Consider the following 25,207-nt stretch of genomic DNA (forward strand, 5'->3'; position numbering starts at 1 on the left):
CAGTCCTATATATTGTAGAGCCTTTTTATGATTTAAAAATGACAAGTGGCGGGTCAAGCTGACCAGCAATTTACCATTAGTTTCGTGCCAAATGATGATTGTCGAGGTCTGTTATCAAGATTGTCATATTTTTAGACTAGAATTTTTCAGGTTCAAATAATGGGTAACCACAATTCGAATCAGTTTTTCAGTGGCTCATATGTTACAATATGTTAGATATGAGGTGAGTTTATGGATGGCATTTTGCCTTTATGGAAAGAACGTGGCATGACTAGTCACGATTGTGTATTTAAAGTAAGAAAAATTTTAAAAATGAAGAAAGTTGGGCACACAGGGACCTTAGACCCTAATGTTGACGGGGTTTTGCCTATTTGTTTAGGTAAGGGGACTAAGTTGGTTGAATTGTTGATGGACAAAACCAAAGTCTATACTGGCGAAATTACCCTAGGATTTGCAACGACAACTGAAGACCTAGATGGTGAAGTGATTGCTGAAGAATCATTAGCCATTCCTTTTAAAGATGATCAGATTCAAGCATTGATGCATGAATTAACAGGGCATATCATCCAAATTCCGCCCATGTATTCGGCGATTAAAGTCAAAGGGAAACGCCTGTATGAGTATGCCCGTGAAGGACTTGATGTTGAACGACCTGAACACCCGGTATTTGTGCACGACTTCAAGTTAGTGGGTCCATCTCGTTTTGAGGACGGCAAGCAAGTTTTTGCCTTTGAAGTGGTTTGTGGCAAGGGGACCTATGTCCGCACTTTAGCCAGCGACTTAGGGCGAAAACTAGGGGTGCCAGCGACGATGACTAGCCTAACTCGGGACGGATCAACCCCTTTTTCAAGGAAAGATTGTCTGACACTATCACAATTAGCAGAGGCGGTTGAAGCAGAGGATTATACTTGGTTGGTGCCAGTTGAATCGGCCTTATCTGCCTATCCCGTTTGGCAGGTTCCATCTGAGGATAGCCACTTAGTGAAATTGGTGGAAAATGGGTCAGTCCTAGAATTGGCGACGTTACCGGCTGATTTAAGAAACCAATTACCGGTGACGGCATATATCGACAGCAAGTTAAAGGCGCTTTATGATGTCCATCCAAGTAAAGATGGTAAAATAAAACCAAGTAAAATGTTTTAAAGATTGGACGATACTGAATGAAAACGATAAATTTACACCATCCTTTTAAACAATCAACGGTCTATGCGGGCGATGTCGTCCTGGCTTTGGGCTTTTTTGATGGGGTTCACAGGGGTCACCAGGCGGTTATTCAAGCGGCCCGTGATGATGCTGACCGTTTGAAATTACCACTGGCTGTAATGACTTTCAATATGGCACCAAGGATCATGTACCAACAAATCCATCCTGAAGAGGTAACTTATTTAACTACTTTAGCCGAGAAAGAACGATTAATGAGACAACTTGGGGTAGATTACCTTTATGTTGCGCAATTAACGTCATCATTCGCAGCCTTGAAACCACAAGAGTTTGTCGATCAATATATGGTTGGTTTGCATGCGAAAACTGTTGTTGCTGGCTTTGATTATACCTACGGGAAAAAGGATATCGCCAACATGCAGACCTTAGCGACCCATGCGGCTGGTCGTTTTAACATTATTGAAGTCAATAAATTATCGGAAGATACCAGCAAGGTGGGGTCAACTGAAATTCGCCATGATTTGAATACCGGTCAAATTGACAAAGCTAACCAACAATTGGGCTATATCTATTCAATTGATGGGATTGTTGTTCACGGAGAGAAACGCGGACGTCAGCTCGGCTATCCAACGGCTAATTTAATGGTGCCTACTGAGTCGTTGATCCCAGTCGAAGGGGTCTATGTGGTTGAAATGCTGTTGAATGGCCAAGTTTATCCTGGTGTTGCATCCATTGGGACTAATATTACCTTTGGAGAAAATCGTAAACGAACTGTAGAAATCCATCTTCTAGATTTTAAAGGGGAGATTTACGGGGAATACGTGACGGTTTATTGGCATAAATACCTTAGACCGGAACTTAAATTCGATGGCATTGAAGCCTTGATCAAACAAATGGACCAAGATGCCATTGATGCTGAAAATTATTTAGAAAGTTTGCAAAAATAGCACTGTTGTAAAATATTTGAAATTTGAGTTTGAAATAAACGCTGAGGAAAGCTCTTCGGCGTTTTTTTGACAAAAAGTAGGTAAATAAAATCGATGAAAAGAGAAACATTGACATAAAAACTTGTAGTTGATTGTTTTTATAGATTTGATTAGATTAATTCTAGAATAGGAAAATAATAAATATTGGAGGAATGTCAAAATGGCATATTTAGATCTTGCTAAAGAAATTTTTGATGATGCAGTAAAGGTTCGTCGCCAATTACACGAAAACCCTGAAGTTGGTTTTGAATTACCAGAAACAACTAAACTTGTGAAATCAAAGCTTGATGAGTTTGGCATTGTATACGAAGACGTAGGTGATTTATACGGCATTACTGGAACATTGGGTGATTCTGCTAAGGGTAAAACTTTATTGTTACGTGCAGACATGGATGCATTACCCATCACTGAAAAATCTCAATCAGCATGTACATCTAAAAATAAGAATGGACACTTATGTGGTCATGACATGCACACCACTATTTTATTAATGGTCTTAAAAATGTTGAAAGAAAATGAAGACCAATTAGAAGGTCAAATCAAATTCTTATTTCAACCAGCAGAAGAAACTTTAAACGGTGGGCGTGTAGTGGTTGAAGAAGGTATTTTAGAAAACCCAGCACCAGACGCTGGTATGGCTTTACATATGTGGCCAAATGGTGACAAAGTCGATGTTGAGATCCACCAAAAAGAAGCTTTAGCATCTGCTTTAAACTTTCGTATCACTATTAAAGGTGTAGGTGCTCATGGTGCAATGCCAAACAACGGTATCGATCCAGTATTTGTGGCTAGCCAAATCATTAATGGTGCGAACGGCATTCTAGCTCGTGAATTACCATCTAACAAGGGTGCGTCATTATCTATGGGTTACATCACTGCGCCAGGTGGTGCCAACAACGTGATTCCTGAACAAGTAGTTTTAGAAGGGACTTCTCGTTCATTATTCCCAGAATCAGCAGAACATGTTTCAGAACGTTTACCAGAAATCGTTGAACATATTGGTAAAGCATTCCGTGCTGAAACTGAATATGAAGTATTGGCTGACTGTCCTTCATTAATCAACTCTGAAGAAATGGCTGAACAAGTGATGGTCTCTGCTAAAGAGGCTTTAGATGATAAATATGACGTGGTGAACGTACCCCCATACTTAGCTTCAGAAGACTACGCACACATTGCTAGCAAATTGCCAGAATCAACATACTTCTTTATTGGTTGTCCATTACCAAATGACAAGGGCGAAGTATACCCTGTTCACCACCCATTGGTTCAATTCAATGAAGAAGCATTAATTATTGGATCTGCTACCCTAGCAACATCAGCAACTAACTGGTTGCGTGATAACAAATAAGCGTATCGAAAAATTATGCAAATCGAAAGGGCACCGCACTATTACAAATAGTTTGGTGTCTTTTTTCTATAGAATTAGTGTGTAAAATAGCCAACCTTATCAGTTCCAAAAGCTTGAAATCCTGAATGAAGATTTAAAAGTCAAAAAAAGTCAAAAAAAAGTTTGACTATTCTTGACAAAAGAAATGATAGGTGCTATATTATAGACATGTTAGCAGTCAGAGTTGTTAAGTGCTAATGAGGTGATAAGATGTTAACAAAACGACAAAGTTTAATTTTACAGGCGGTAATTGATCATTATTCAAAACATCAATTACCAGTCGGTTCGAAAACTTTATCTCAACATCAAGAAATAAACGCAAGTTCTGCTACAATACGTAATGAATTAGCCAGACTTGAAGATTTATCATTGATTTCCAAAACCCATTCATCATCTGGACGAGTGCCAGCTGAGGCGGGTTATCGTTACTATATTAATCACATCATGCCATATTATGGCGGATTGATTGATTTAGAGCTCGAGGAAGAGGAAGATGCTTTACTTAGAGAGATATTCCACGATCCTTATAACGATTTGAGTCAAGTGATTCGAAAAACGGCTGCGACTTTAGCCTCGCTTTCAGAAAGCGTCGTTATTTCGATGGGGCCAGATATTGCAAAGCAACGATTGGCCAATTTTCAAGTATTGTCTTTAACCGCTGACCAAGCAATGGTCATATTGGTGACAGATAAAGGTGTCATTCGCAATCAAATTGTGTCATTCAACGAGGTGGTTACACCGCAATTGATTGAGGGTATTGCAGAGATTATGAATCAAGAACTTGTGGGCCTTGAGCTTGCAACAGTGATTGAAAGACTGCAAACATACTATTTAAAAGATATTGAGCAAATGAATCGGTCTAATGAAGACAGTAATCTTTTGATTCACCGGTTTATGAATCAATTCAATAGTGATGGTATGATGGTAAATGGTCAAAATTATTTATTTTCTTCATTAGCTGATTCAGCTAGTGGGACTAGTATTGCACAATTAAGTCAATTACTAGAGGACCAATCAGTGATTACTTCATTGATTAATACCACAGACCAAGGTATCCAAGTGAGGGTGGGTAAGGAACTTAAAGATCCGACATTGGAGAATATGAGTTTAATGTCTGCTAGAATGGGTACTGTAAAATCAGGTAAGTTAATCACTTTTGCGGTACTTGGTCCGGAAAGTATGTCCTACATTCGTATGGCACAGCTTTTCCAAAGTATTTCAAAAGAAATGGTTAGATACCTGGACAATTATTATAAATCTTAGGAGGTCTATCAATTGACAAAAATGGACGACAATCAACAAGATTTAAATGTTGATGAAGAAATCAATGAAACTGACGTTCTAGACGAGCAAGTTGAGACAGTAACTGAAGAAGATAGCGAATTAGCTTCTCTTCAAGCTGAATTAGTAGCTAAAGATGACCAAATTATGCGTCTATCTGCTGAAATTCAAAACATGCACCGTCGTAACCAAACTGAACGTGAAGCTGCTTCAAAGTATCGGTCACAGAATTTAGCTAAGAGTATTTTACCAGCTATCGATAACTTGGAACGTGCTTTAGAATTAGCTAAGGATGATGAGTCATCTCAGCAATTAGTGAAAGGTATCGAAATGGTACACGCAAGCTTATTGCAAGCTTTATCAGAGGAAGGTGTTGAAGTCATTGACCCTAAAGGTGAACTCTTCGATCCAAACTTCCACCAATCTGTAAGTGCAGTACCGGCTGAAGAAGGACAGCAAGCTGAAGAAGTAGTGGCTGTTTTCCAAAAAGGGTATGTATTAAAAGATCGTGTACTACGACCTGCGATGGTTTCTATTGCACAATAATTCATTTAACATAAATTTTAACCACAGATAAATTCATTTAAATTGATAGATTAATAAAAAAGGAGACGTGTTTATTATGGCAAAAATTATCGGAATTGACTTAGGTACTACTAACTCTGCAGTTGCTGTATTAGAAGGTGGGGAACCTAAAATTATCCCTAACCCAGAAGGTAACCGTACAACACCTTCAGTTGTTTCATTCAAGAATGGCGAACGCCAAGTTGGTGAGGTAGCAAAACGTTCAATGGTAACAAACCCTAACGCGATTGCTTCAATTAAACGTCACATTGGTGAAGACAACTACACTGTAGAAGTTGAAGGCAAAAAATATACACCTCAAGAAGTTTCAGCAATGATCTTACAATACTTAAAAGGTTACGCTGAAGACTACTTAGGAGAAACAGTAACAAACGCAGTTATTACTGTTCCAGCTTACTTTAACGATGCACAACGTCAAGCAACTAAAGATGCTGGTAAAATCGCTGGTTTAGAAGTTGACCGTATCGTTAACGAACCAACGGCAGCCGCACTAGCTTACGGTTTAGACAAAGTTGACGCAGACGAAAAAGTCTTAGTATTTGACCTTGGTGGTGGTACTTTCGACGTTTCAATCCTTGAATTAGGTGACGGTGTCTTTGAAGTATTATCTACTTCAGGTGACAACAACTTAGGTGGGGACGACTTTGATAACGCCATCGTTAAACACCTAATTGCTGAATTTAAAGCAGAAAACGGTATTGACCTTACTTCTGACAAAATGGCTATGCAACGTCTAAAAGATGCTGCTGAAAAAGCGAAAAAAGACTTATCTGGTGTAACGTCAACACAAATTTCATTACCATTCATTACGGCTGGTGCTGAAGGTCCACTTCACTTGGAAGTTACTTTATCTCGTGCGAAATTTGACGAATTAACTTACGACTTAGTACAACGTACAAAACAACCAGTTAAAAACGCCTTATCTGATGCTGGTTTATCTCAATCAGATATTGATCAAGTTATCTTAGTTGGTGGTTCTACTCGTATCCCAGCTGTTATCGAAATGGTTAAAGCTGAAACTGGTAAAGATCCTAACCGTTCAGTTAACCCTGATGAAGTAGTAGCTATGGGTGCTGCAATTCAAGGTGGGGTTATCTCAGGTGATGTTAAAGATGTTGTTTTACTTGACGTAACACCATTATCATTAGGTATCGAAACTATGGGTGGCGTGTTCACTAAATTAATCGAACGTAATACAACAATCCCAACATCTAAATCACAAGTATTCTCAACTGCTGCGGATAACCAACCTGCTGTAGATGTACACGTATTACAAGGTGAACGTCCAATGGCTGCAGACAACAAGACATTAGGTCGTTTCCAATTAACAGATATTCCTGCAGCACCACGTGGTGTGCCTCAAATCGAAGTAACATTTGATATCGACAAAAATGGTATCGTAAATGTTAAAGCGACTGATAAAGGTACTGGTAAAGAGCAACAAATTACCATCCAATCTAACTCAGGTTTATCAGACGACGAAATCGATCGTATGATGAAAGATGCTGAAGCGAATGCTGAAGAAGATAAAAAACGTAAAGAAGCAGCAGATCTTAAAAACGAAGTTGACCAATTAATTTTCCAAGTTGAAAAAACAACAGGTGAATTAGAAGGTAAAGTAGATCAAGCTGAACTTGACGAAGCTAACGCGCTTAAAGATGAATTGAAAGCAGCACAAGAAGCTGACGATATTGAAGCAATGACAGCTAAGAAAGATGAATTAAACGAAAAAATTCAAGCTTTAACTGTTAAATTGTATGAACAAGCAGCGCAAGAAGCTGAAGGTCAAGAAGGCGCAGCCGACTCTTCAGACAATGATGGCGATGTAGACGCTGACTTCGAGGAAGTTAACGACGATAAATAATCCATAAGTTTTAAACCCTGTCTTCTATGAGGGCGGGGTTTCTTATGTTATGATGGACTACATTTCGCATGATTCAAGGGGGAGTACAGTATGGCTGAAAAAAGAGACTACTATGAAGTCCTTGGCGTGTCAAAGACCGCAAGCAAGGATGAAATAAAGAAAGCCTATCGAAAATTATCAAAAAAATATCATCCAGATATCAACAAAGAAGCAGATGCTGAAGACAAATTTAAAGAAATTTCTGACGCATACGAAGTCTTAAGTGATGACCAAAAACGTGCAGCCTACGACCAATACGGTCACGCAGCTACTGATGGTGGCTTCGGTGGAGGCGGCGGATTTGGTAGTGGTAGTTACCAATCTTACGGTGGCTCTGGCTTTGAAGACATCTTTGAGCAATTCTTTGGTGGCGGAGGCGGAGGCTTCAGCGGTTTCGGTGGAGGCGGCCGTACGGTTAACCCTAATGCACCGCAACAAGGTGATGACTTACAATACAATATGGACCTAGAATTTGAAGAAGCTATTTTCGGGACGGAAGAAACGATTTCTTACCGTCGTGAAGTAGACTGTACAGTATGTGAAGGATCTGGTGCTGAACCAGGTACAGCAGTGCATACCTGTCCAACATGTTCTGGTTCTGGTGTTGAAAAAGTTTACCAACAAACACCATTAGGTCGTGTGGTTTCTCAATCTGTATGTCATGAATGTTCAGGTAAAGGGAAAGTATTCGACCAAGCTTGCCACCACTGCCACGGTGCTGGACGTGAAACTGTAACACATAAAGTGAAAGTAAACGTACCAGCCGGTGTGGAAGATGGCCAAAGCATGCGTCTTAACGGCCAAGGGAATGCTGGTAAAAACAAGGGACCAGCAGGAAGCTTGTATGTCGTTTTCCGTGTGAAACGTTCTGAAACCTTTGAGCGTGAAGGGGCAGAAATCCGCTATGTATTACCAATTAACTTCGCCCAAGCGGCGTTAGGTGATGAAATTGAAGTCCCAACTGTTCACGGTAAAGTATCGATGAAAGTGCCAGCTGGTACCCAAACAGGTACGAAATTCCGTCTACGCGGTAAGGGTGCACCTAAATTGAATGGTAATTCAAACGGTGACCAAACAGTAACTGTTAAAGTGGTTACACCTACGAATCTGAATGAAGAACAAAGGGCTTCATTGAGAGCCTTCGCTAAAGCGTCGAATGACGAAGTGAGTGAAGAAGAAAGAGGTTTCTTTGATAAATTGAAAGATGCATTTTCTTAATAAATGAAAAAAGTAGCACTAGTCAATCTGACTGGTGCTACTTTTTTTTGCGTTATTCGTTTAGGAGGTCTTAATTTTGGGGCTTAAAATCTGAAAGAGGCACCCATTGCCTAGTGCATAGAAACTATCGCCACCAATAGTAAGGGATTTCATGGCTACTTTCAATTGATCATCGGAAATTCATCAATATCATTTAAGAGGGTATAAAAATGTTTCAGAAATGTTTTATAGGAAGATAGAGCTGACAAATTCAATCTAGCATATACTTATTACTACAGATGGACTTGTTGATCTTAAAGCGGGCAAAATGTTGTGGTAGTGGGGTAATTTTGCTATAATGATAATTGCTGAAAATAAGAGGGGGATGGAAAATGAATATCCAAGAAATGAAAGACAGACAAGAAAAAATCAGAAATTTTTCCATCATCGCGCACATTGATCATGGTAAATCTACTTTAGCAGACCGCATCCTACAAAATACAGGGACGGTTTCTGATCGCGAGATGCATGACCAAATGTTAGATTCTATGGATCTTGAACAAGAACGTGGTATCACGATTAAGTTGAATGCCATCGAGTTAGAATATAAAGCGAACGATGGGGAAACTTATATTTTCCATTTAATTGATACACCAGGACACGTAGACTTTTCATACGAAGTTTCACGTTCTCTGGCAGCCTGTGAAGGGGCCGTATTGGTTGTGGATGCAGCACAAGGGATTGAAGCCCAAACACTTGCTAACGTATATCTAGCTGTTGAAAATGATTTAGAAATTGTTCCAGTAATCAATAAGATTGACTTACCAGCAGCTGATCCAGAAAAAGTGAAACAAGAAATCGAAGACGTGATTGGTTTAGACGCTTCTGATGCAGTATTAGCTTCGGCTAAAGCTAATATCGGTATTGATGAGTTACTGGAACAAATTGTTGAGAAAGTACCTGCACCAACTGGTGAAATTGAAGCACCTGTACAAGCTTTGATTTTTGACTCTGTATACGATGCATACCGTGGGGTTGTTTTAAGTGTCCGTGTGGAAAATGGTGTTATCCGTAATGGTGACCGAATTCAAATCATGTCAAATGGGAAAACGTTTGATGTTACTGAAGTTGGGATTATGTCGCCAAAACCAATTCCGCGTGACTACTTGATGGCCGGGGACGTTGGTTATATTACTGCCTCTATTAAGACTATTCAAGATACACGAGTTGGGGATACGGTCACTTTAGCGACAAATCCTGCAACCCAACCATTAGCTGAATACAAACAAATGAACCCAATGGTCTATTGTGGTTTATATCCAGTGGATTCTTCAGACTATGTTGACTTGCGTGAAGCATTGGAAAAATTACAATTAAACGATGCTTCTTTAGAATTCGAAGCAGAATCTTCTCAAGCTTTAGGGTTTGGTTACCGCTGTGGTTTCTTAGGAATGTTACATATGGATGTTATCCAAGAGCGTATTGAACGTGAATTCAATATTGACTTGATTGCGACAACACCATCGGTAATTTACCATGTGTATAAAACAGACGGTACAATGGTTGAGGTGGCTAACCCATCTGAAATGCCAGATCCAACTTATGTTGAATCTATTGAAGAACCTATTGTAAAAGCAAATATCATGGTTCCGCAAGAATATGTTGGTGCCGTAATGGAATTAGCTCAACGTAAACGAGGAAACTTCATCACTATGGACTACTTAGATGACATTCGTGTTGATGTTAAATACGAATTGCCATTATCTGAGATTGTATTTGACTTCTTTGACCAATTGAAATCAAATACTAAAGGTTACGCTTCCTTAGATTATGAATTGGGCGGCTACCAAAAATCTAACTTAGTGAAATTAGATGTCTTATTAAACGGTGACGTTGTCGATGCCTTGTCAATTATTGTACATAGAGACTTCGCTGAAAGTCGCGGTCGTACTTTAGTGAGCAAGTTGAAAGACGTTATCCCAAGACAACAATTTGAGGTACCAATTCAAGCAGCAATTGGCCATAAAATTATCGCCCGTACTAATATTAAAGCCTTACGTAAAGACGTTACGGCTAAGTTGTACGGTGGTGACGTTACCCGTCGGCAAAAACTATTGAAGAAACAAAAAGAAGGTAAGAAACGTATGAAGGCTATCGGTTCAGTCGAAGTACCGCAAGAAGCCTTCTTAGCCATCTTAGATATGGGCGAAGAATAAAATTTAAAACGATATATTTATCGATACCAATCACTTTGGGACTAATGACTATAAATGTCATTAGTCTCTTTTTTTATCATTTTTGATTTTTATAGTATCATTTGTTGAATGCGCCTTGGATAGCTAATCTGTTTCTTTTACTTATTCCTCATTCCATTTTTAAACAACTAATTATTGAAAGCGCTTTGATCAAATATCAAGCTTTTTTATTTTCAAATCACTTTAATAACCTCTTGCCTTAGAGTGCACTCTAAGGTGTATAGTTGTCCTAGACATGAGGAAAGCATCAAAGTTCCTCATCTCATGTTGCAATGGTCTCGGTTTTGCTAGGGGGGTTAAAGTGAAAGATGTACTATTGTTAGTAGGTGCTGGTCAGATAGGGATGGCCATTGCCGTCGTGTCGGCATTAACCATAAGATTCTAATTGGTGACAAAAACTTTGACAATGCCATCTTGATTGCGGATAATTTGGAGGGAGCCGGATTTGATACTGTAGCCACTGAAATTGATATTGCTGATAAGAATTCAATCGTGACTTTCATTGAAAAAGGGCAATCCTACGGTGAGATTGACCTGTTGATTAATGCAGCAGGGGTGTCCCCAAGTCAAGCATCCATTGAAACTATCCTCAAGGTAGATTTGTATGGGACGGCCGTATTGTTGGAAGAAGTAGGTAAAGTCATCAAATCAGGTGGCAGTGGCGTCACTATTTCTAGTCAGTCAGGCTACAGGATGCCAGCCTTAACCGCCGAAGAGGACCGGTTACTAGCGACAACACCAGTAGACCAATTGTTGGCTTTAGACTTGCTACAAACTGACAATGTCAAGGACTCGCTCCACGCCTACCAATTGGCTAAACGAGGGAATGGGAAACGGGTCATTGCTGAAGCCGTTAAATGGGGCAAATAGGGTGCCCGTATCAATGCAATTTCACCTGGTATAATTGTCACACCCTTAGCACTGGACGAATTTAACGGCCCACGTGGCGATTTCTATAAGGATATGTTCACGAAGAGTCCAGCGGGTCGTCCAGGAACGGCGGATGAAGTGGCTAACTTAGCGTCAATCTTAATGAGCAGTGATGGTGCCTTTATTACCGGATCAGATTACTTGATTGACGGCGGGGCAACAGCAACTTTTTATTATGGCGATTGATACAGCGAATTATCAAACCAAATCATTTTGATAAAGAACATTTTAAAATCAGAAAGGGCGTAATAATATGAAAGCAGCAATTTTTAAGGAACCAGGAAATATGACCGTCACTAACTTGGACCGTCCGCAAATTCAAGCACCACACGATGCCATTATCCGCGTTGTTCGTGCATGTGTTTGTGGGTCTGACTTATGGTGGTTCCGCGGTATTAATGATAAGGTTTCAGGCTCGCAAACAGGGCATGAAGCGATTGGAATTGTCGAAGAAGTTGGGTCAGCAGTTAAAAATGTACAAGTAGGTGACTTTGTCATCGTGCCATTTACCCATGGTTGTGGCCACTGTGCTGCATGTAAGGCAGGATTTGACGGGGATTGCACTACTTTCACAGGCGGTGCATTAGGTTTTCAAGCTGAATATTTACGTTATGTATCCGGAGATTGGGGTCTTGTGAAAATTCCTGGCCAACCTAGTGACTATTCTGCAGATATGTTGAAGTCATTTACCACCTTGGCAGACGTTATGGCTACCGGTTACCATGCTGCTGTCACCGCTGAAGTGAAAGCCGGCGATACAGTAGTCGTTGTGGGTGACGGGGCAGTTGGTTTGTGTGGTGTTATCGGGGCTAAATTATTAGGGGCTGAACGCATTATTATCATGAGTCGTCACAAAGACCGCCAAGATTTAGCCCTTGAATTTGGGGCAACTGACATTGTTGCTGAGCGTGGAGACGAAGGAATCAATCGTATCATGGAATTGACAGGCGAAGGTGCTGACGCCGTTTTAGAGTGTGTCGGTTCACAATTAGCTGTTGAAACTGCTGTCCAATTGGCACGTCCAGGTGCCGTTGTTGGCCGGGTTGGTGTGCCCCATATCGATGAATTAGATACTAATAAATTATTCTGGAAAAACATCGGCCTGCGTGGCGGTCGTGCCGCAGTGACAACCCATGACCGTGCAGTCTTATTAGATGCCGTTCTAGATGGGCGGATCAATCCAGGTAAGGTCTTTAACATGTCCTTTGACTTAGATGATGTGCAAGAAGCTTATACAGCAATGGACGAACGCCGTGCCATTAAATCATTACTAGTTATTTCTGACTAACTAAATGACCATTCCCCCAATGATTCACCAGTGACAGATGCGGAAGCTTTCGCAAGTATGGACAAAGACTCTGATCTTGTTATATTTGGGCCAGGTGAAGATAAATTACCACATTAATAAAACGAGTATGTATCTGCTGAAGATTACTTAAGTAAAATTGATTTGGTCAAAAACGTGATTAAAGCCTATTTAACATAATAAATGTTGTTAGCCGGAAGTGAATAGCTTCCGGTTTTTCCTTGCATGGGTCTTATTTCTAGAAAGCACCAGCTAGAAACCATCTTTCTTTTTGCCAAATTAAGGGTATAATGAAATAAAATAGTGAACAAAGGGTGAGTGTATGATTTTATCAGGTAAGAAAATTGCTGAAGAGCAAGGAACTGGCATTGAAATAACGCCATTTAATGAAAGTCAGGTTAATCCCAATTCTTATAATTTGAGACTTTCAAATGAATTGGCTTATTATGAAGATGACGTGTTGGATATGAAGAAAAAACCAACCTTGAAATCGATTCAAATTCCTGAAGAAGGTTATTTATTAGAACCAGGCAAATTGTACTTAGGCCGGACAGTGGAATATACTGAAACAGATAAATATGTGCCTATGTTAGAAGGGCGTTCTTCAATTGGTCGATTAGGTTTATATATCCATGTAACCGCTGGTTTCGGAGATGTTGGTTTCTCAGGTTACTGGACCTTAGAAATGCACTGCTTACAACCAATCCGTATCTATCCCAATGTTGAAATTTGTCAGATCTACTATCATACAATTAACGGTGAATATGATTTATATTCTTCTGGAAAATATGCTAACAACCAAGGGATTCAAGAATCCCGTTTATACCAAGACTTTATCAAATAAAGTGCCAGTCCAATTATGAATATTTTGTGAAGAAAAGCCATGAATATGGCTTTTTTTGTGAAAGCAAGTATGCTTTGACCAAATCTGACTTTGTATGCGTTATAATATATTTGTAGTTAAGAAGTGTAGACTATGACAAGGATGTCAGGTCTAAATAACTTATATATTTTTGACAAAATGAGCAGGAGTGAATATATGAGCAAAAATAAAAAACAGAAGAAAAACCGGAAGAAAGGGTTTAAATTTGGTAACTCTCCTAATGGTGGTGGTTATTTTAACTTTATGAACGCATTCTGGTGGATTATATTGGTGATTCTTGGGTTGAATTTACTATTCCCAGCCATTACTGGGATGCAGGTAGAAGAAGTTCCGTATTCTTCATTTGTTAGCCAAGTAGAGGCTGGCCAGGTGGAAAGTGTTGAAATCAATCAATATGATTTAACTTGGACCGCTGAAAAAGATGGTGAAACGCAAGTTTATACCACTGGTAAGGTGGATGATCCTGATTTAGTCAACCGTTTGGAATCGAATAATGTAACTTACCAAACGGAAATCCATCAACCAACTTCGCCGATTATCTCATTCTTACTGACCTTTATTTTACCATTTGCCGTGATCTACTGGTTAATGCGTAAATTAATACAGAAGATGACAGGTGGTTCCGATTCTAAAATCGACCTATCTGGTGGCGGATTTGGAGGTATGAACTTTGGTAAATCAGATGCCAAAATGTATGTAAAATCAGATAATTCACGAAACTTTAAAGATGTAGCTGGTCAAGATGAAGCCAAAGAGTCTTTAGTTGAAGTGGTAGATTACTTGAAGGAACCAAAGAAATACCAAGAAATTGGTGCCCAAGCCCCGCGTGGTGTCCTATTAGTAGGACCTCCAGGGACAGGTAAAACTTTGATGGCTAAAGCCGTTGCTGGTGAAGCCGGTGTCCCATTCTTCTCTATCGCAGGTTCTGAATTCGTTGAGATGTTTGTTGGCCGAGGGGCAGCTAAAGTGCGAGACCTCTTTAAACAAGCCAACGATAAAGCACCATGTATCGTCTTCATTGATGAGATTGATACGATTGGTAAATCTCGTGACAATTCCTATTCGACCAATGACGAACGTGAGCAAACTTTAAACCAATTGCTTACTGAAATGGATGGGTTTGAAGGCGACAAGGGTGTAATCATTCTAGCTGCAACTAACCGTCCAGAATCTTTAGATAAAGCCTTGTTACGTCCTGGCCGTTTTGACCGTCAAGTGTCTATGGAATTACCTGATTTAAAAGGACGTGAAGAAATTCTTCGTGTCCACGCTAAAGAATATAAGATGGGTCAAAATATCGACTACCGTTACATTGCCCGTGCAACGGCTGGGGCATCCGGTGCTGATCTTGCCAACATCATTAACGAAGCTGGGCTACGTGCCGTTCGTAACAAGCACAAGGAAATTAGCCAAATTGACTTGGATGAATCAGTAGATGTTGTCTTAGCTGGTCAAATCAAGAAGAACGATATCTTATCGCCAGAAGAACGTCGCGTCGTTTCTTACCACGAAATTGGTCATGCCCTTGTTGCGGCCCAACAATCTGGTTCAGCGCCAGTTGAGAAAATTACGATTATACCGCGTACGTCAGGTGCCCTTGGGTATACTATGCAGGTTGAAACTGGTGAGAAATCACTTTACACCAAACAAGAGTTGTACAATCAATTGATGACCCTTGCTGGTGGACGCGCCGCTGAAGAAGTGGTCTTTGGTGAAATCACTACCGGAGCTTCAAATGATATTGAAAAAATGACGAAAATTGCCCGTTCTATGGTCACACAATACGGAATGTCGGATACTTTCGGCATGATGCAATTGGAAAGTCGTACTAATCGATACCTGTCTGACAATACACAGAGTCAGATATCTGGTGGTACCGCTGAAAAAGCAGATCAAGAAGTCATTGAATTGATTAAACGTGCCCACCAAGAAGCCGGCGAAATCTTGATGAATAACCGCGAAAAATTGGATGAGCTGTCTGAATACCTAATTCAGGAAGAAACCATTACCGGTCAACAATTCATGCAAATTTTAAATAAATAACAAGTAATATAAAAAACGTTCGTGAAATTTTCACGAACGTTTTTTATGTGGTTATGCAGAGTCAAAACCCCTAGCCGGTAGCCAGCGAATAAAACAAAGGCTAGAAGGGCAATGAACACATCAGTAATCTTTTGGATGGTTTCTAAAAATTGACCGCTTGTATTTGGGACTAGTTTTCTTCAGTGTCAGTGGTTATAGCTTTGTGTTGCGTTCTGATGCCTTCATACTATAGGTATTTCATCAGTAATAAGGCCAAAATGATGCCGACAATTGATGTGAAAATTCTTTGTGTATGGTAGTCTTTCGCTTGATTGTCTGGCGCTTCAATCGGTTCGATGACGCCATCAACTTCGATAAAGCCGCCAGCTTGGGCGTGCTTGTCCTTTTTCCACCATTGCCATAAGTTATAAATACTGCGGACTAATAAGATGATTGACAAGATCAATAATAAGGCCGGGAATATTTGGATAAATAATTTTGTGAAGAATATGAATAGGAAAATGACTAGGGCTAAGACCATAATCAGACTGAGACAGCCTAAACCTGACGACCCGTTGTATACATAGACACGACGTTTGTTATTCATGAATGGTTACCTCCAATGGGAACTTGTTAGTTTATTATACCGAATTATTGCAATTTTAGAAAATGAAAGTCACTGTTTGTCAGGGTTAAAGATAAGAATTGCTAAAGCGTTCTGAATAGACCTTGTTCTATGGTAAAATAAAAGAGAATGAACGGAGAGGACTAGGTTATATATGAAAGATTATAAAGCGTTAAATTGGTCGAAAACATATGGTATGAAACAACTATTGAATGATGTTTCCTTTTTAATTAGAGAAGGGCAGCACGTTGGGTTGGTTGGGGCCAATGGTTCAGGTAAGACCACCTTATTAAATATTATTGCGGGGAAATCTAGCCTCGATCAAGGGCAGATCGAACATCCAAAAGATTTTACAGTGGGCATTGTCACTCAAGATCCAGAGCTAGATGAAAGCCAAACGATTTTTGAGGCCGTTTATCACTCTGAAAGTCCCATCGTCCAATTAGTTGGTCGGTATGAAGAAGTTACCTTGGACTTGCAATTAGATTCAGAAAATAGCCAATTACAAAAGAAATTTCAGCAAATTGAGCAAGAAATGAATGCGCAGAACGCTTGGACTTTGGATACGACAATCCAAACGATCTTATCTAAATTAGGTATTCATGACCTAACCCAAGAAGTTAAAGTCTTGTCTGGGGGCCAACGGAAACGTGTCGGTTTAGCCAAAGTTTTGATTGAAGAACCTGATTTGTTACTGATGGACGAGCCTACTAACCACTTGGATTTTGAAATGGTAGAATGGTTAGAAAACTACATTGCTAACTACAAGAAATCAGTCTTAGTGGTAACCCATGACCGGTACTTCTTAGACCAAATCACAACCCATATCTTCGCCTTGGACCGGGGCGACTTGAAACAATATGAAGGTAATTACCAAATTTATTTGGAAAAATTACAGTCTGAGCATGAGATTGAAGCAGCAACCATGGCGAAACAGAAGAAATTGTATAAGAGTGAATTGGCTTGGATGCGTAAAGGGGCAAAAGCTAGAACCACGAAACAACAAGCCCGTATTCACCGCTTTGAAAACTTGAAAGAAAAAGTTAGTCAAACACCAGACGATAGCGAATTAACAGTGGATTTAGATACTCAACGTTTGGGTAATAAAGTCCTTGAATTCGATAACTTAACGGTAGGTTACCCAAATAAGCCTTTAATTACCAATATAAATCTATTATTACAGAATAAAGAGCGTATTGGGATAATTGGGGATAATGGGGCTGGTAAAACAACCTTCCTAAATACCATTGCTGGCATTCAAGCGCCACTTTCAGGTGAAGTAAAAACGGGTGAAACGGTCCGTATCGCCTACTTCCAACAAATTCCTACCGATCTACCAGAAGACAAACGGGTGATCAACTACGTGCAGGAAATCGCTTCTGAGTACGTTTATGATGATGGAACACAAGCATCTGCAGCACAAATGCTAGAGCAATTCTTGTTTCCCCGTGAATCGCATGGCATGTTAATTGGCACTCTATCAGGAGGGGAAAGAAAACGACTATACCTATTGAAGATATTGATGACTAGACCCAATGTCTTACTTTTAGACGAGCCAACAAATGATTTAGATATTGATACCCTATCTGTCTTAGAAGACTACCTAGAGACCTTCCAGGGGACTGTAATTACCGTTTCCCATGATCGGTATTTCCTAGACAAGGTGGTTGAAAAGCTTATTATTGTGGACAGTTTGAACAATACAGTACAATTATTCTATGGTAACTACCATGACTATAGAGACGCAATGAAAGAAGCAAAAAATCAAGCTAGTCAATCGCAGAAAGTGGCCAGTCAAAGTGAGCAAAACAAACAAGCTGCTGAGCCAGTGACAGAAGAAACGCCAAAAGCGAAGCGGATGTCTTGGCAAGAAAAGAAGGATTGGGCCGTTATTGAGAGTGAAATTGAGCAATTGGAAATGGATATTGAAGCCATTGACCAGGCGATGAACGAAAACGGAAATGATTACAGCAAACTATCTGAATTGCAATTAGAGAAGGATAGCAAAGAAAATGATTTGCTTGAAAAAATGACTTACTGGGAATACCTGTCAACATTAGAGATGTAATATCAGATATTTTACGATGACATAAAAAACAAGAAGTTGATGCAAATTAAATTAGGGGGCAATGATTTTGGCAAAGCAATACTTAGATTTTTTACAACACATTTTAGATAATGGACAAGATAAGAGCGACCGTACGGGTGTAGGTACCAGATCAGTTTTTGGTTACCAAATGCGTTTCGATTTAAGCGAAGGATTTCCCTTATTAACGACTAAAAAAGTACCTTTTGGCTTAATCAAGAGTGAATTGTTGTGGTTCCTAAAAGGGGATACCAATATTCGCTATTTATTAGAAAATAACAATCACATCTGGGATGAATGGGCCTTTAAACGTTGGATAGAATCAGATGCTTATCAAGGACCAGATATGACGGACTTCGGTTTACGAGCTGATGCTGACCCAGAATTTAAAAAGGTCTACCAAGAAGTGAAACAAGAATTTTGCCAACGCGTCCTAGAAGATGATGATTTCGCTAAAGAATTTGGTGAATTAGGTAATGTTTATGGTAAACAATGGCGTCATTGGGAAACACGTGAGGGTGATTCAATTGACCAAATCGTTAATATTATCGACCAATTGAAACATAACCCAGATTCACGTCGCATAATGCTTTCAGCTTGGAATCCAGAAGATGTGCCGAATATGGCTTTACCACCTTGTCATACAATGAGTCAATTCTACGTTCAAGATGGGAAGTTATCTTGCCAACTCTACCAACGTTCTGGTGATGCCTTTCTAGGTGTACCATTTAATATCGCCTCTTATGCTTTATTGACACATTTATTGGCACGTGAGGCAGGTTTAGAGGTTGGTGATTATATTCATACCTTTGGCGATGCGCATATTTACAACAACCATTTTGACCAAGTATATGAGCAATTAAGCCGTCAACCACTTGACCTACCGATTTTAGAAATTGGTGGCGAAGGTAAATCTATCTTTGATCTAGAAAAAGATGATATTAAAGTTAAAGGTTATAAAGCTCATGATGCAATTAAGGCACCAGTAGCGGTATAATAATAGATAACAATCAAGACCTATTTCTGTCACAAGCTGATAAGGAGGAATTACTATGTTAATTGCAATCTGGGCACAAGATATCAACCATTTGATCGGAAAAGGTGGCAAACTACCTTGGTACTTACCCAATGACTTGAAGTTTTTTAAAGACCAAACAGTTGGTAAGACTGTTGTGATGGGCCGTAAGACATACGCAGGTTTGGATTATAAGCCATTACCAAACCGTCACAATATTATCATTACCCGCCAGAAATCCCCTTTTGAATCAGACTATGACCAAACGGATGTTGAATTAACCGATTCTATCGATAACATCTTGGCGCTAGCTGAAAAAGAAGATGTGATTATTATGGGAGGACACTCTATTTACCGTCTATTTTGGCCTTATATTTCTGAATTACGCGTGACAACAATTAACCATGAATTTGATGGGGATGTCCATTTTGACCCAAACCTAGATGACTTTGAAGCTTACGAGGTGATTGAAGGGGTGGTAGATGAGAAAAATGCCTACCCACACAAATTCGTATTCTACCGAGAAGTGGATGAGGACCAGATAAAGGAGTAAGTTAATTGGCTAAGCAAACGAATACTAAAAAAACAATCAATCCTTGGAAGTGGGCCTTTTGGCTATTACTTTTGGCTATTTTAGTGCCTGTCATTGGCTTTTATCTGTATATCCAAACAGCGAGTCAGGAAACTGCCAGCTTGAGTGAACCAGTAACGACAGAAGAAGCAAGTGATGAAACAATCACAGCAGAAGCCAACCTGTCGACTATTTCCTTTAACCGACTGGTATCAGCAGTAATCGGTGGGGAGGATGTACCTTATCAGTTAACGGTTGATGACGAAGTGTCATTTGCTGGTCTAATAGACGCGTTGGGAACTGAAGTGGCTTATACCATGCAAGGGCATCCGTCTGTCATGGAAGATGGGAATATTGCCATTGACGTGACTAATATTGAATTAGCGGGTTTACAATTGCCAACTTCAACAGTACTAGCTATCTTCCAATTGACCCTACCTACAGATTTACCACTACAAGTTTTATCCGGTGAAGAGCAGATTATTATCCGATTGGATCAAGTGTCTGAAGACATGGATTTTGCTATTCGGGCCAGTGATATTGACTTAGCTAACGATGAAATCAACATCTTACTGGATGTGCCATTGACCTATATCGAGGAACAAATCGGAACAGAGGCGGAAGGTAACCAGTAATATAGTTTATTATTAGAAAGAGTGATGATTACGCAGTCCTTTTATCATTATGTACAAATATTTAGAAATGCCGATTTACTAGAGAGTGACCAGCAGGCGCAGTTTGCTGAGCTGGTCTTTTTAGATGGCGATTTTCCGAAATCAGCTAGCGATTTTGAAACAATTAGCAATTATATTGAATTAAACCAACGCTATTCTGATTACGTATCGACATTTGATGAAGTTTGGCAATCCTACGCCGATAAATACCAGGTGTAGGAGGAAATATTGGGTAAATATTTGAGACCAACATGTCTATCAGAAAGTAGTGAATCATATGTCAGAAGATGAAGATTTAAAAAACAAAGAAAATAATAATGAACAATTAGATAAAAAAGCAGTTACTGAGGAAGAAGTCCATTCAAGTGGTCAAAGCCACACAGATGCAAGTGGTCTAGAAGGACATGAGCCTGATAATGACCAAAAACCTAAAAAACGCGGTGTTTCTTGGCTAGTTTATATCCTGACCATCCTTATCGTTGGTGGGGGAACTTTTGTTGGGACATCTTACGTCTTAACTGGCCGTTTACCTGGTCAAAGTGTTATTACAGGGTCCTCAAGTACGACTCTAACCACTAGTGAAATCCAGAAAATTCAAGCTGCCTTCACTACCATTGTGGGCGACTACGTGGATGATGTGGATCGAGATGCGGTGGTTGACGGGGCTATATCTGGAATGACAGAAGTGCTAGAAGACCCATATTCTCAGTATTTAACCGACCAATCAGCCCAACAATTGGATGAAACCATCGAAGGGTCATTTGAAGGTATAGGGGCTGAAATCTTGGAAAAAGACGACTACATTCAAATTGTCAGCCCAATTAAGGGGTCTCCTGCTGAAGAAGCCGGCTTAATGGCCAATGATATCATCACAGCCGTAGACGGAGAGTCTATCCAAGGCTATACCGCAACCGAAGCGGTCGCTTTAATCCGCGGTGAAGCGGGCAGTGATGTCGTTTTAACGATCCAACGTGGTGAAGATACTTTTGACGTGACTGTCACAAGAGATACTGTGCCAATTCAAACCGTTTATTACGAAATGTTAGAAGGGCAAGAAAGCACTGGTTATGTTCAAATTACGAGTTTTTCAACCCCAACTTACGATGAATTGGTTGCAGCTATTGAGGACTTAAGATCACAAGGGGCGAAGAAATTTGTCTTAGACGTTCGCGGCAACCCAGGAGGTTTATTAACTTCTGCCTTACAAATCGCCAATATGTTCTTAAATGATGGAGATACCATCATGCAAGTTCAAGAAAAAGATGCAGATCCTTATGTATATGAAGCATCAGACGCTGATTACGGGGACTTCCAAGTTGATGAAGATGTGGTCTTATTAGTAAATGAAGGGTCTGCTTCAGCTTCAGAAATTTTAGCTGCAGCCCTACAAGAGTCTGCAGGTATACCAGTTGTTGGTAGCCAAACCTTTGGTAAGGGGACTGTGCAAAATGTATTCTCCCTTGAATCTGATTCTGAACTGAAAATTACGATTGCCAAATGGTTGACACCAAATGGTACTTGGATCAATGAAACAGGTGTAACGCCGGATGTTGAAGCCAACTTACCGGATTATGCTTCTTTAACTTTAATTGATACGAGTCAAACCTACCAAGAGGGCGATGCTTCAGAAGCGATTAAAAATATCGAAGCGATTCTAGTGTCCTTAGGTTACCAAGATAGCGAAGCGGATGCTGTTTTTGCAGAGGATACAACCAGTGCTGTGCTAGCTTTACAAGCGGACCAAGGACTCCCTGAAACAGGTGTGATTGATACGGAAACAGCGAGTGCCATGATTTCGGCTATCCAATCATTAATCGCTTCTAATGACACCCAACTAGATAAAGCAGTAGAAGTTCTGGAATAATAAAAACAAAAGCGCTAAAATGGTAGGGTGCTATAGGTACAAATGAATATACTAAAAGAATGGGTATTAGAACCCAGTGAAAAGGATTGACCTTATGAAAAAGTTTTTTGATGAAGTATTTTCAGTTGTGATTTCAGTTGTGATCGCGCTTGTTATCTTCTGGGTGGTTAGAACATATTTCTTCTATCCATTTAGAGTTGACGGCGATTCAATGGCCAACACGATGATAGATGGGGACCGGTTTGTCCTAAGTTTAACAGAAGAAATTGACCAGTCTGATATTGTCGTTTTCCCAGCGCCAGACGGCTCAGGCGACGAGTATGTGAAACGGATTATCGGGGTACCGGGAGACACAATTGAATACAAAGATGATGTTTTATATATCAATGGCGAAGCGATTGACGAACCTTATTTAGATTCTATCAAAGAAGACTACTTTGAGCGATTCCCAGATGATACAACTTTTACCAACGACTTTACCCTTGAAGAAATTACCGGCGAAACAACTGTTCCAGAAGGCAAGTACTTCGTATTAGGAGACAACCGGGAAGTATCCCATGACTCCCGTTACTTCGGTTTTATTGATGCTGATAGCGTGGAAGGCACAACCCACTTTAGGTATTGGCCATTTTCCGACTTCGGTAGTGTACAATAGTAATAGATAGGTATAAAAACAGTCACAAATATGCATTAAAAAGTTGGCGCACTTAGCCAACTTTTTTAAATGAAAGGAGCTTAACCATGGCACATATTCAATGGTATCCTGGCCATATGGCTAAGGCAAAAAAAGAGGTTCAAAGTCAACTTAGTGCAGTGGATATCGTCCTTGAAATTAGGGACGCCCGTATTCCAACAGCCAGTATGAACCCCATGTTAGACGAAATCATTAAAAATAAACGCCACATGATTGTTTTAAATAAACAAGATTTGGCCGACCCCCAACAAACCAAAGAATGGGTCAAAGCCCTTAGTGGCGAAAACAAATTAGCTATCGCTTTAGATTCTAAAAAACTAGGTGACATGAAAATTTTCCGCCAAGCTTTAAAAGACTTTACCCAAGATATCCAAGACAAGTGGCGCAACAAAGGGATTCTACACAAATCGATCCGGGTAATGGTTATTGGGATTCCAAACGTTGGTAAATCAACCTTTATCAACCAGTTTACCAAGCAAAAGAAAGCCCAAGTAGGGAATAAACCAGGCGTTACAAAAGGACAGCAATGGATTAAAATCGATAAAGATTTTGAACTATTGGACACACCAGGTATCTTATGGCCGAAATTTGAAGACCAGGAAGTAGCCGACAAACTGGCCCTAACTGGTGGGATTAAAGACACCCATTTCTATAAGGATGACGTCGCTTTATTCGCCCTAGAATTCTTCCTACATTATTACCCGGATGCTATCAGCAACTACTACCCAATCGAGGCTGAAGCCCCCCCCCCGCCGTATCCCGACCTATTGATGGCCTTAACCAAGCGAATGGGCATGTTAGAAGACTACGACCGGGCTTCAGACAAGATTATCCGTGACTATCGAGACGGTAAACTGGGCCGCATGACCCTAGACCGGATTGAAGAATACCAAATTTCAGAAAATATTGAGGTAAGTGATTAAATGACTGACGAGAAAAAGACAGCCTTTGACTTAGCTGACTTAGGCAATTTAAAAATCGGCCAAATTCAAACCTACTTGGCCTCAAATGAGGTTGACCCAGTCTACGTACAAGCTTTACGAGAAGATAGCCGTAAAGGGGTGCAAAATGCCTTGTTACGCTATGACAAGGCCTTACTTAAGCAGCGAGCGATTTTTGACCAGATTGAACAGCTAAAAACGCGAGAAAACGAACTACGTCAGCAAGGCTATCAATTGATTGCTGGGGTGGATGAAGTTGGACGTGGTCCCTTAGCAGGTCCGGTTGTCACTAGTGCTGTTATTTTGCCTAGTGACATGCCACCGGTATATTTTAATGATTCTAAACAGTTATCCCATGCAAAACGCCAAGCCTTGGTGGCAGATATTGAAAAATATGCCATCGCAAAAACGATTGGGATCCAAACAGCTGAAGAAATAGACCAAACAAATATTTTAATTGCCACAAAGCAAGCTATGATATCTGCTTTAGACCAATTGCATCCGGCACCTGATTATGTCTTAATCGACGCGGTCCATTTGAATGACTACAAGAAGGCGCCTCAAGAAGCTATTATTAAGGGCGATGCGACGGTTTATGCCATTGCAGCAGCGTCCATTTATGCCAAAGAATACCGGGATAACTTGATGGCAGAATATGCAGACCTATATCCAGGATACGGTTTTGAAGCCAATGCTGGGTACGGGACTAAACAACATTTAGATGGTTTAAAAAAATACGGTCCAAGTCCCATTCACCGCAAGACGTTTGCGCCGGTGAAAAATTATTTGTAAAAATAAATCATGCTAATTAGTCAAATTCAACCACCTCCTACGTATATAC

The 25,207-nt window shown here is 40.1% G+C and carries 21 protein-coding genes and 1 pseudogene; 21 read left to right on the plus strand and 1 reads right to left on the minus strand.

Annotation, left to right across the window (positions count from 1 at the left end; all coding sequences use genetic code 11):
- Positions 1-231 precede the first annotated feature (231 nt).
- The 12 genes and pseudogenes from truB (at position 232) to ftsH (ending at position 15,917) form a co-directional block, all read left to right on the plus strand.
- Positions 232-1,143 (plus strand): tRNA pseudouridine(55) synthase TruB, encoded by a 912-nt coding sequence (truB, locus tag B2V22_RS07245; RefSeq protein WP_290491498.1) that lies wholly within the window; start codon positions 232-234, stop codon positions 1,141-1,143.
- Positions 1,144-1,160: 17 nt separating this feature from the next.
- Positions 1,161-2,108 (plus strand): riboflavin biosynthesis protein RibF, encoded by a 948-nt coding sequence (gene ribF, locus B2V22_RS07250; RefSeq protein ID WP_290491500.1) that lies wholly within the window; start codon positions 1,161-1,163, stop codon positions 2,106-2,108.
- Positions 2,109-2,307: 199 nt separating this feature from the next.
- Entirely contained in the window at positions 2,308-3,495 is a 1,188-nt protein-coding gene (locus B2V22_RS07255) for a M20 metallopeptidase family protein (RefSeq protein WP_290491502.1), read from the plus strand.
- A gap of 249 nt (positions 3,496-3,744) precedes the next feature.
- A complete protein-coding gene (gene hrcA / locus B2V22_RS07260; RefSeq protein ID WP_290491504.1) occupies positions 3,745-4,797 on the plus strand; it encodes a heat-inducible transcriptional repressor HrcA in 1,053 nt (350 codons plus the stop codon).
- Between the two features lie 12 nt (positions 4,798-4,809).
- Positions 4,810-5,361 carry a nucleotide exchange factor GrpE gene (gene grpE / locus B2V22_RS07265; protein WP_290491506.1) on the plus strand — a complete coding sequence of 184 codons (552 nt, stop codon included), beginning with the start codon at positions 4,810-4,812 and terminating at the stop codon, positions 5,359-5,361.
- 76 nt (positions 5,362-5,437) lie between these two features.
- Positions 5,438-7,264, plus strand: a complete 1,827-nt coding sequence (dnaK, locus tag B2V22_RS07270; RefSeq protein ID WP_290491508.1) for a molecular chaperone DnaK — start codon at positions 5,438-5,440, stop codon at positions 7,262-7,264.
- 90 nt (positions 7,265-7,354) lie between these two features.
- Positions 7,355-8,521: a molecular chaperone DnaJ gene (dnaJ, locus tag B2V22_RS07275; protein ID WP_290491510.1), complete on the plus strand. Its 1,167-nt coding sequence runs from the start codon at positions 7,355-7,357 to the stop codon at positions 8,519-8,521.
- Positions 8,522-8,892: 371 nt separating this feature from the next.
- Positions 8,893-10,716 (plus strand): translation elongation factor 4, encoded by a 1,824-nt coding sequence (gene lepA, locus B2V22_RS07280; protein WP_290491512.1) that lies wholly within the window; start codon positions 8,893-8,895, stop codon positions 10,714-10,716.
- Positions 10,717-11,098: 382 nt separating this feature from the next.
- A pseudogene (locus tag B2V22_RS07285) lies at positions 11,099-11,871 on the plus strand (SDR family oxidoreductase).
- Positions 11,872-11,938: 67 nt separating this feature from the next.
- Complete coding sequence (locus B2V22_RS07290; protein WP_290491514.1) at positions 11,939-12,973, plus strand: zinc-binding dehydrogenase; 1,035 nt, start codon at positions 11,939-11,941, stop codon at positions 12,971-12,973.
- A gap of 340 nt (positions 12,974-13,313) precedes the next feature.
- Positions 13,314-13,835, plus strand: a complete 522-nt coding sequence (gene dcd, locus B2V22_RS07295; RefSeq protein ID WP_290491516.1) for a dCTP deaminase — start codon at positions 13,314-13,316, stop codon at positions 13,833-13,835.
- 195 nt (positions 13,836-14,030) lie between these two features.
- Positions 14,031-15,917, plus strand: a complete 1,887-nt coding sequence (gene ftsH / locus B2V22_RS07300) for an ATP-dependent zinc metalloprotease FtsH (RefSeq protein WP_290491518.1) — start codon at positions 14,031-14,033, stop codon at positions 15,915-15,917.
- Between the two features lie 226 nt (positions 15,918-16,143).
- Here the strand turns inward: ftsH and B2V22_RS07305 are convergent, their stop codons facing one another.
- Positions 16,144-16,503, minus strand: a complete 360-nt coding sequence (locus tag B2V22_RS07305) for a hypothetical protein (protein WP_290491519.1) — start codon at positions 16,501-16,503, stop codon at positions 16,144-16,146.
- Between the two features lie 172 nt (positions 16,504-16,675).
- Here B2V22_RS07305 and B2V22_RS07310 point away from each other — a divergent pair, with 172 nt between their 5' ends.
- From B2V22_RS07310 to B2V22_RS07350, 9 genes are all read left to right on the plus strand, one after another.
- Entirely contained in the window at positions 16,676-18,589 is a 1,914-nt protein-coding gene (locus B2V22_RS07310; RefSeq protein ID WP_290491521.1) for an ABC-F family ATP-binding cassette domain-containing protein, read from the plus strand.
- A gap of 61 nt (positions 18,590-18,650) precedes the next feature.
- On the plus strand, positions 18,651-19,604 hold the full coding sequence (locus tag B2V22_RS07315) for a thymidylate synthase (RefSeq protein WP_290491523.1): 954 nt from the start codon (positions 18,651-18,653) through the stop codon (positions 19,602-19,604).
- A gap of 55 nt (positions 19,605-19,659) precedes the next feature.
- Entirely contained in the window at positions 19,660-20,175 is a 516-nt protein-coding gene (locus B2V22_RS07320) for a dihydrofolate reductase (RefSeq protein ID WP_290491525.1), read from the plus strand.
- A 5-nt stretch (positions 20,176-20,180) separates the two neighbouring features.
- Entirely contained in the window at positions 20,181-20,828 is a 648-nt protein-coding gene (locus B2V22_RS07325; RefSeq protein ID WP_290491527.1) for a YpmS family protein, read from the plus strand.
- Positions 20,829-20,852: 24 nt separating this feature from the next.
- Positions 20,853-21,086, plus strand: a complete 234-nt coding sequence (locus B2V22_RS07330) for a YozE family protein (protein ID WP_003140866.1) — start codon at positions 20,853-20,855, stop codon at positions 21,084-21,086.
- 58 nt (positions 21,087-21,144) lie between these two features.
- Positions 21,145-22,731: a S41 family peptidase gene (locus B2V22_RS07335; RefSeq protein WP_290491530.1), complete on the plus strand. Its 1,587-nt coding sequence runs from the start codon at positions 21,145-21,147 to the stop codon at positions 22,729-22,731.
- A 94-nt stretch (positions 22,732-22,825) separates the two neighbouring features.
- On the plus strand, positions 22,826-23,386 hold the full coding sequence (gene lepB / locus B2V22_RS07340) for a signal peptidase I (RefSeq protein WP_290491532.1): 561 nt from the start codon (positions 22,826-22,828) through the stop codon (positions 23,384-23,386).
- Positions 23,387-23,472: 86 nt separating this feature from the next.
- Entirely contained in the window at positions 23,473-24,348 is an 876-nt protein-coding gene (ylqF, locus tag B2V22_RS07345; protein ID WP_290491534.1) for a ribosome biogenesis GTPase YlqF, read from the plus strand.
- Positions 24,349-25,158 (plus strand): ribonuclease HII, encoded by an 810-nt coding sequence (locus tag B2V22_RS07350; protein ID WP_290491536.1) that lies wholly within the window; start codon positions 24,349-24,351, stop codon positions 25,156-25,158.
- The last annotated feature ends 49 nt before the right edge of the window (positions 25,159-25,207 follow it).

It is taken from the genome of Aerococcus sp. UBA6277 (assembly GCF_002440555.1).
In the GTDB taxonomy this organism is placed as follows: domain Bacteria; phylum Bacillota; class Bacilli; order Lactobacillales; family Aerococcaceae; genus Aerococcus.

Excerpts from the sequence above, each read along its gene's own strand:
- truB (WP_290491498.1), top strand. The coding sequence starts at position 232 with ATGGATGGCATTTTGCCTTTATGGAAAGAACGTGGCATGACTAGTCAC.
- ribF (WP_290491500.1), top strand. The coding sequence starts at position 1,161 with ATGAAAACGATAAATTTACACCATCCTTTTAAACAATCAACGGTCTAT.
- B2V22_RS07255 (WP_290491502.1), top strand. The coding sequence starts at position 2,308 with ATGGCATATTTAGATCTTGCTAAAGAAATTTTTGATGATGCAGTAAAG.
- hrcA (WP_290491504.1), top strand. The coding sequence starts at position 3,745 with ATGTTAACAAAACGACAAAGTTTAATTTTACAGGCGGTAATTGATCAT.
- dnaK (WP_290491508.1), top strand. The coding sequence starts at position 5,438 with ATGGCAAAAATTATCGGAATTGACTTAGGTACTACTAACTCTGCAGTT.
- dnaJ (WP_290491510.1), top strand. The coding sequence starts at position 7,355 with ATGGCTGAAAAAAGAGACTACTATGAAGTCCTTGGCGTGTCAAAGACC.
- lepA (WP_290491512.1), top strand. The coding sequence starts at position 8,893 with ATGAATATCCAAGAAATGAAAGACAGACAAGAAAAAATCAGAAATTTT.
- B2V22_RS07290 (WP_290491514.1), top strand. The coding sequence starts at position 11,939 with ATGAAAGCAGCAATTTTTAAGGAACCAGGAAATATGACCGTCACTAAC.
- dcd (WP_290491516.1), top strand. The coding sequence starts at position 13,314 with ATGATTTTATCAGGTAAGAAAATTGCTGAAGAGCAAGGAACTGGCATT.
- ftsH (WP_290491518.1), top strand. The coding sequence starts at position 14,031 with ATGAGCAAAAATAAAAAACAGAAGAAAAACCGGAAGAAAGGGTTTAAA.
- B2V22_RS07305 (WP_290491519.1), bottom strand. The coding sequence starts at position 16,503 with ATGAATAACAAACGTCGTGTCTATGTATACAACGGGTCGTCAGGTTTA.
- B2V22_RS07310 (WP_290491521.1), top strand. The coding sequence starts at position 16,676 with ATGAAAGATTATAAAGCGTTAAATTGGTCGAAAACATATGGTATGAAA.
- B2V22_RS07315 (WP_290491523.1), top strand. The coding sequence starts at position 18,651 with ATGATTTTGGCAAAGCAATACTTAGATTTTTTACAACACATTTTAGAT.
- B2V22_RS07320 (WP_290491525.1), top strand. The coding sequence starts at position 19,660 with ATGTTAATTGCAATCTGGGCACAAGATATCAACCATTTGATCGGAAAA.
- B2V22_RS07330 (WP_003140866.1), top strand. The coding sequence starts at position 20,853 with ATGATTACGCAGTCCTTTTATCATTATGTACAAATATTTAGAAATGCC.
- B2V22_RS07335 (WP_290491530.1), top strand. The coding sequence starts at position 21,145 with ATGTCAGAAGATGAAGATTTAAAAAACAAAGAAAATAATAATGAACAA.
- lepB (WP_290491532.1), top strand. The coding sequence starts at position 22,826 with ATGAAAAAGTTTTTTGATGAAGTATTTTCAGTTGTGATTTCAGTTGTG.
- ylqF (WP_290491534.1), top strand. The coding sequence starts at position 23,473 with ATGGCACATATTCAATGGTATCCTGGCCATATGGCTAAGGCAAAAAAA.
- B2V22_RS07350 (WP_290491536.1), top strand. The coding sequence starts at position 24,349 with ATGACTGACGAGAAAAAGACAGCCTTTGACTTAGCTGACTTAGGCAAT.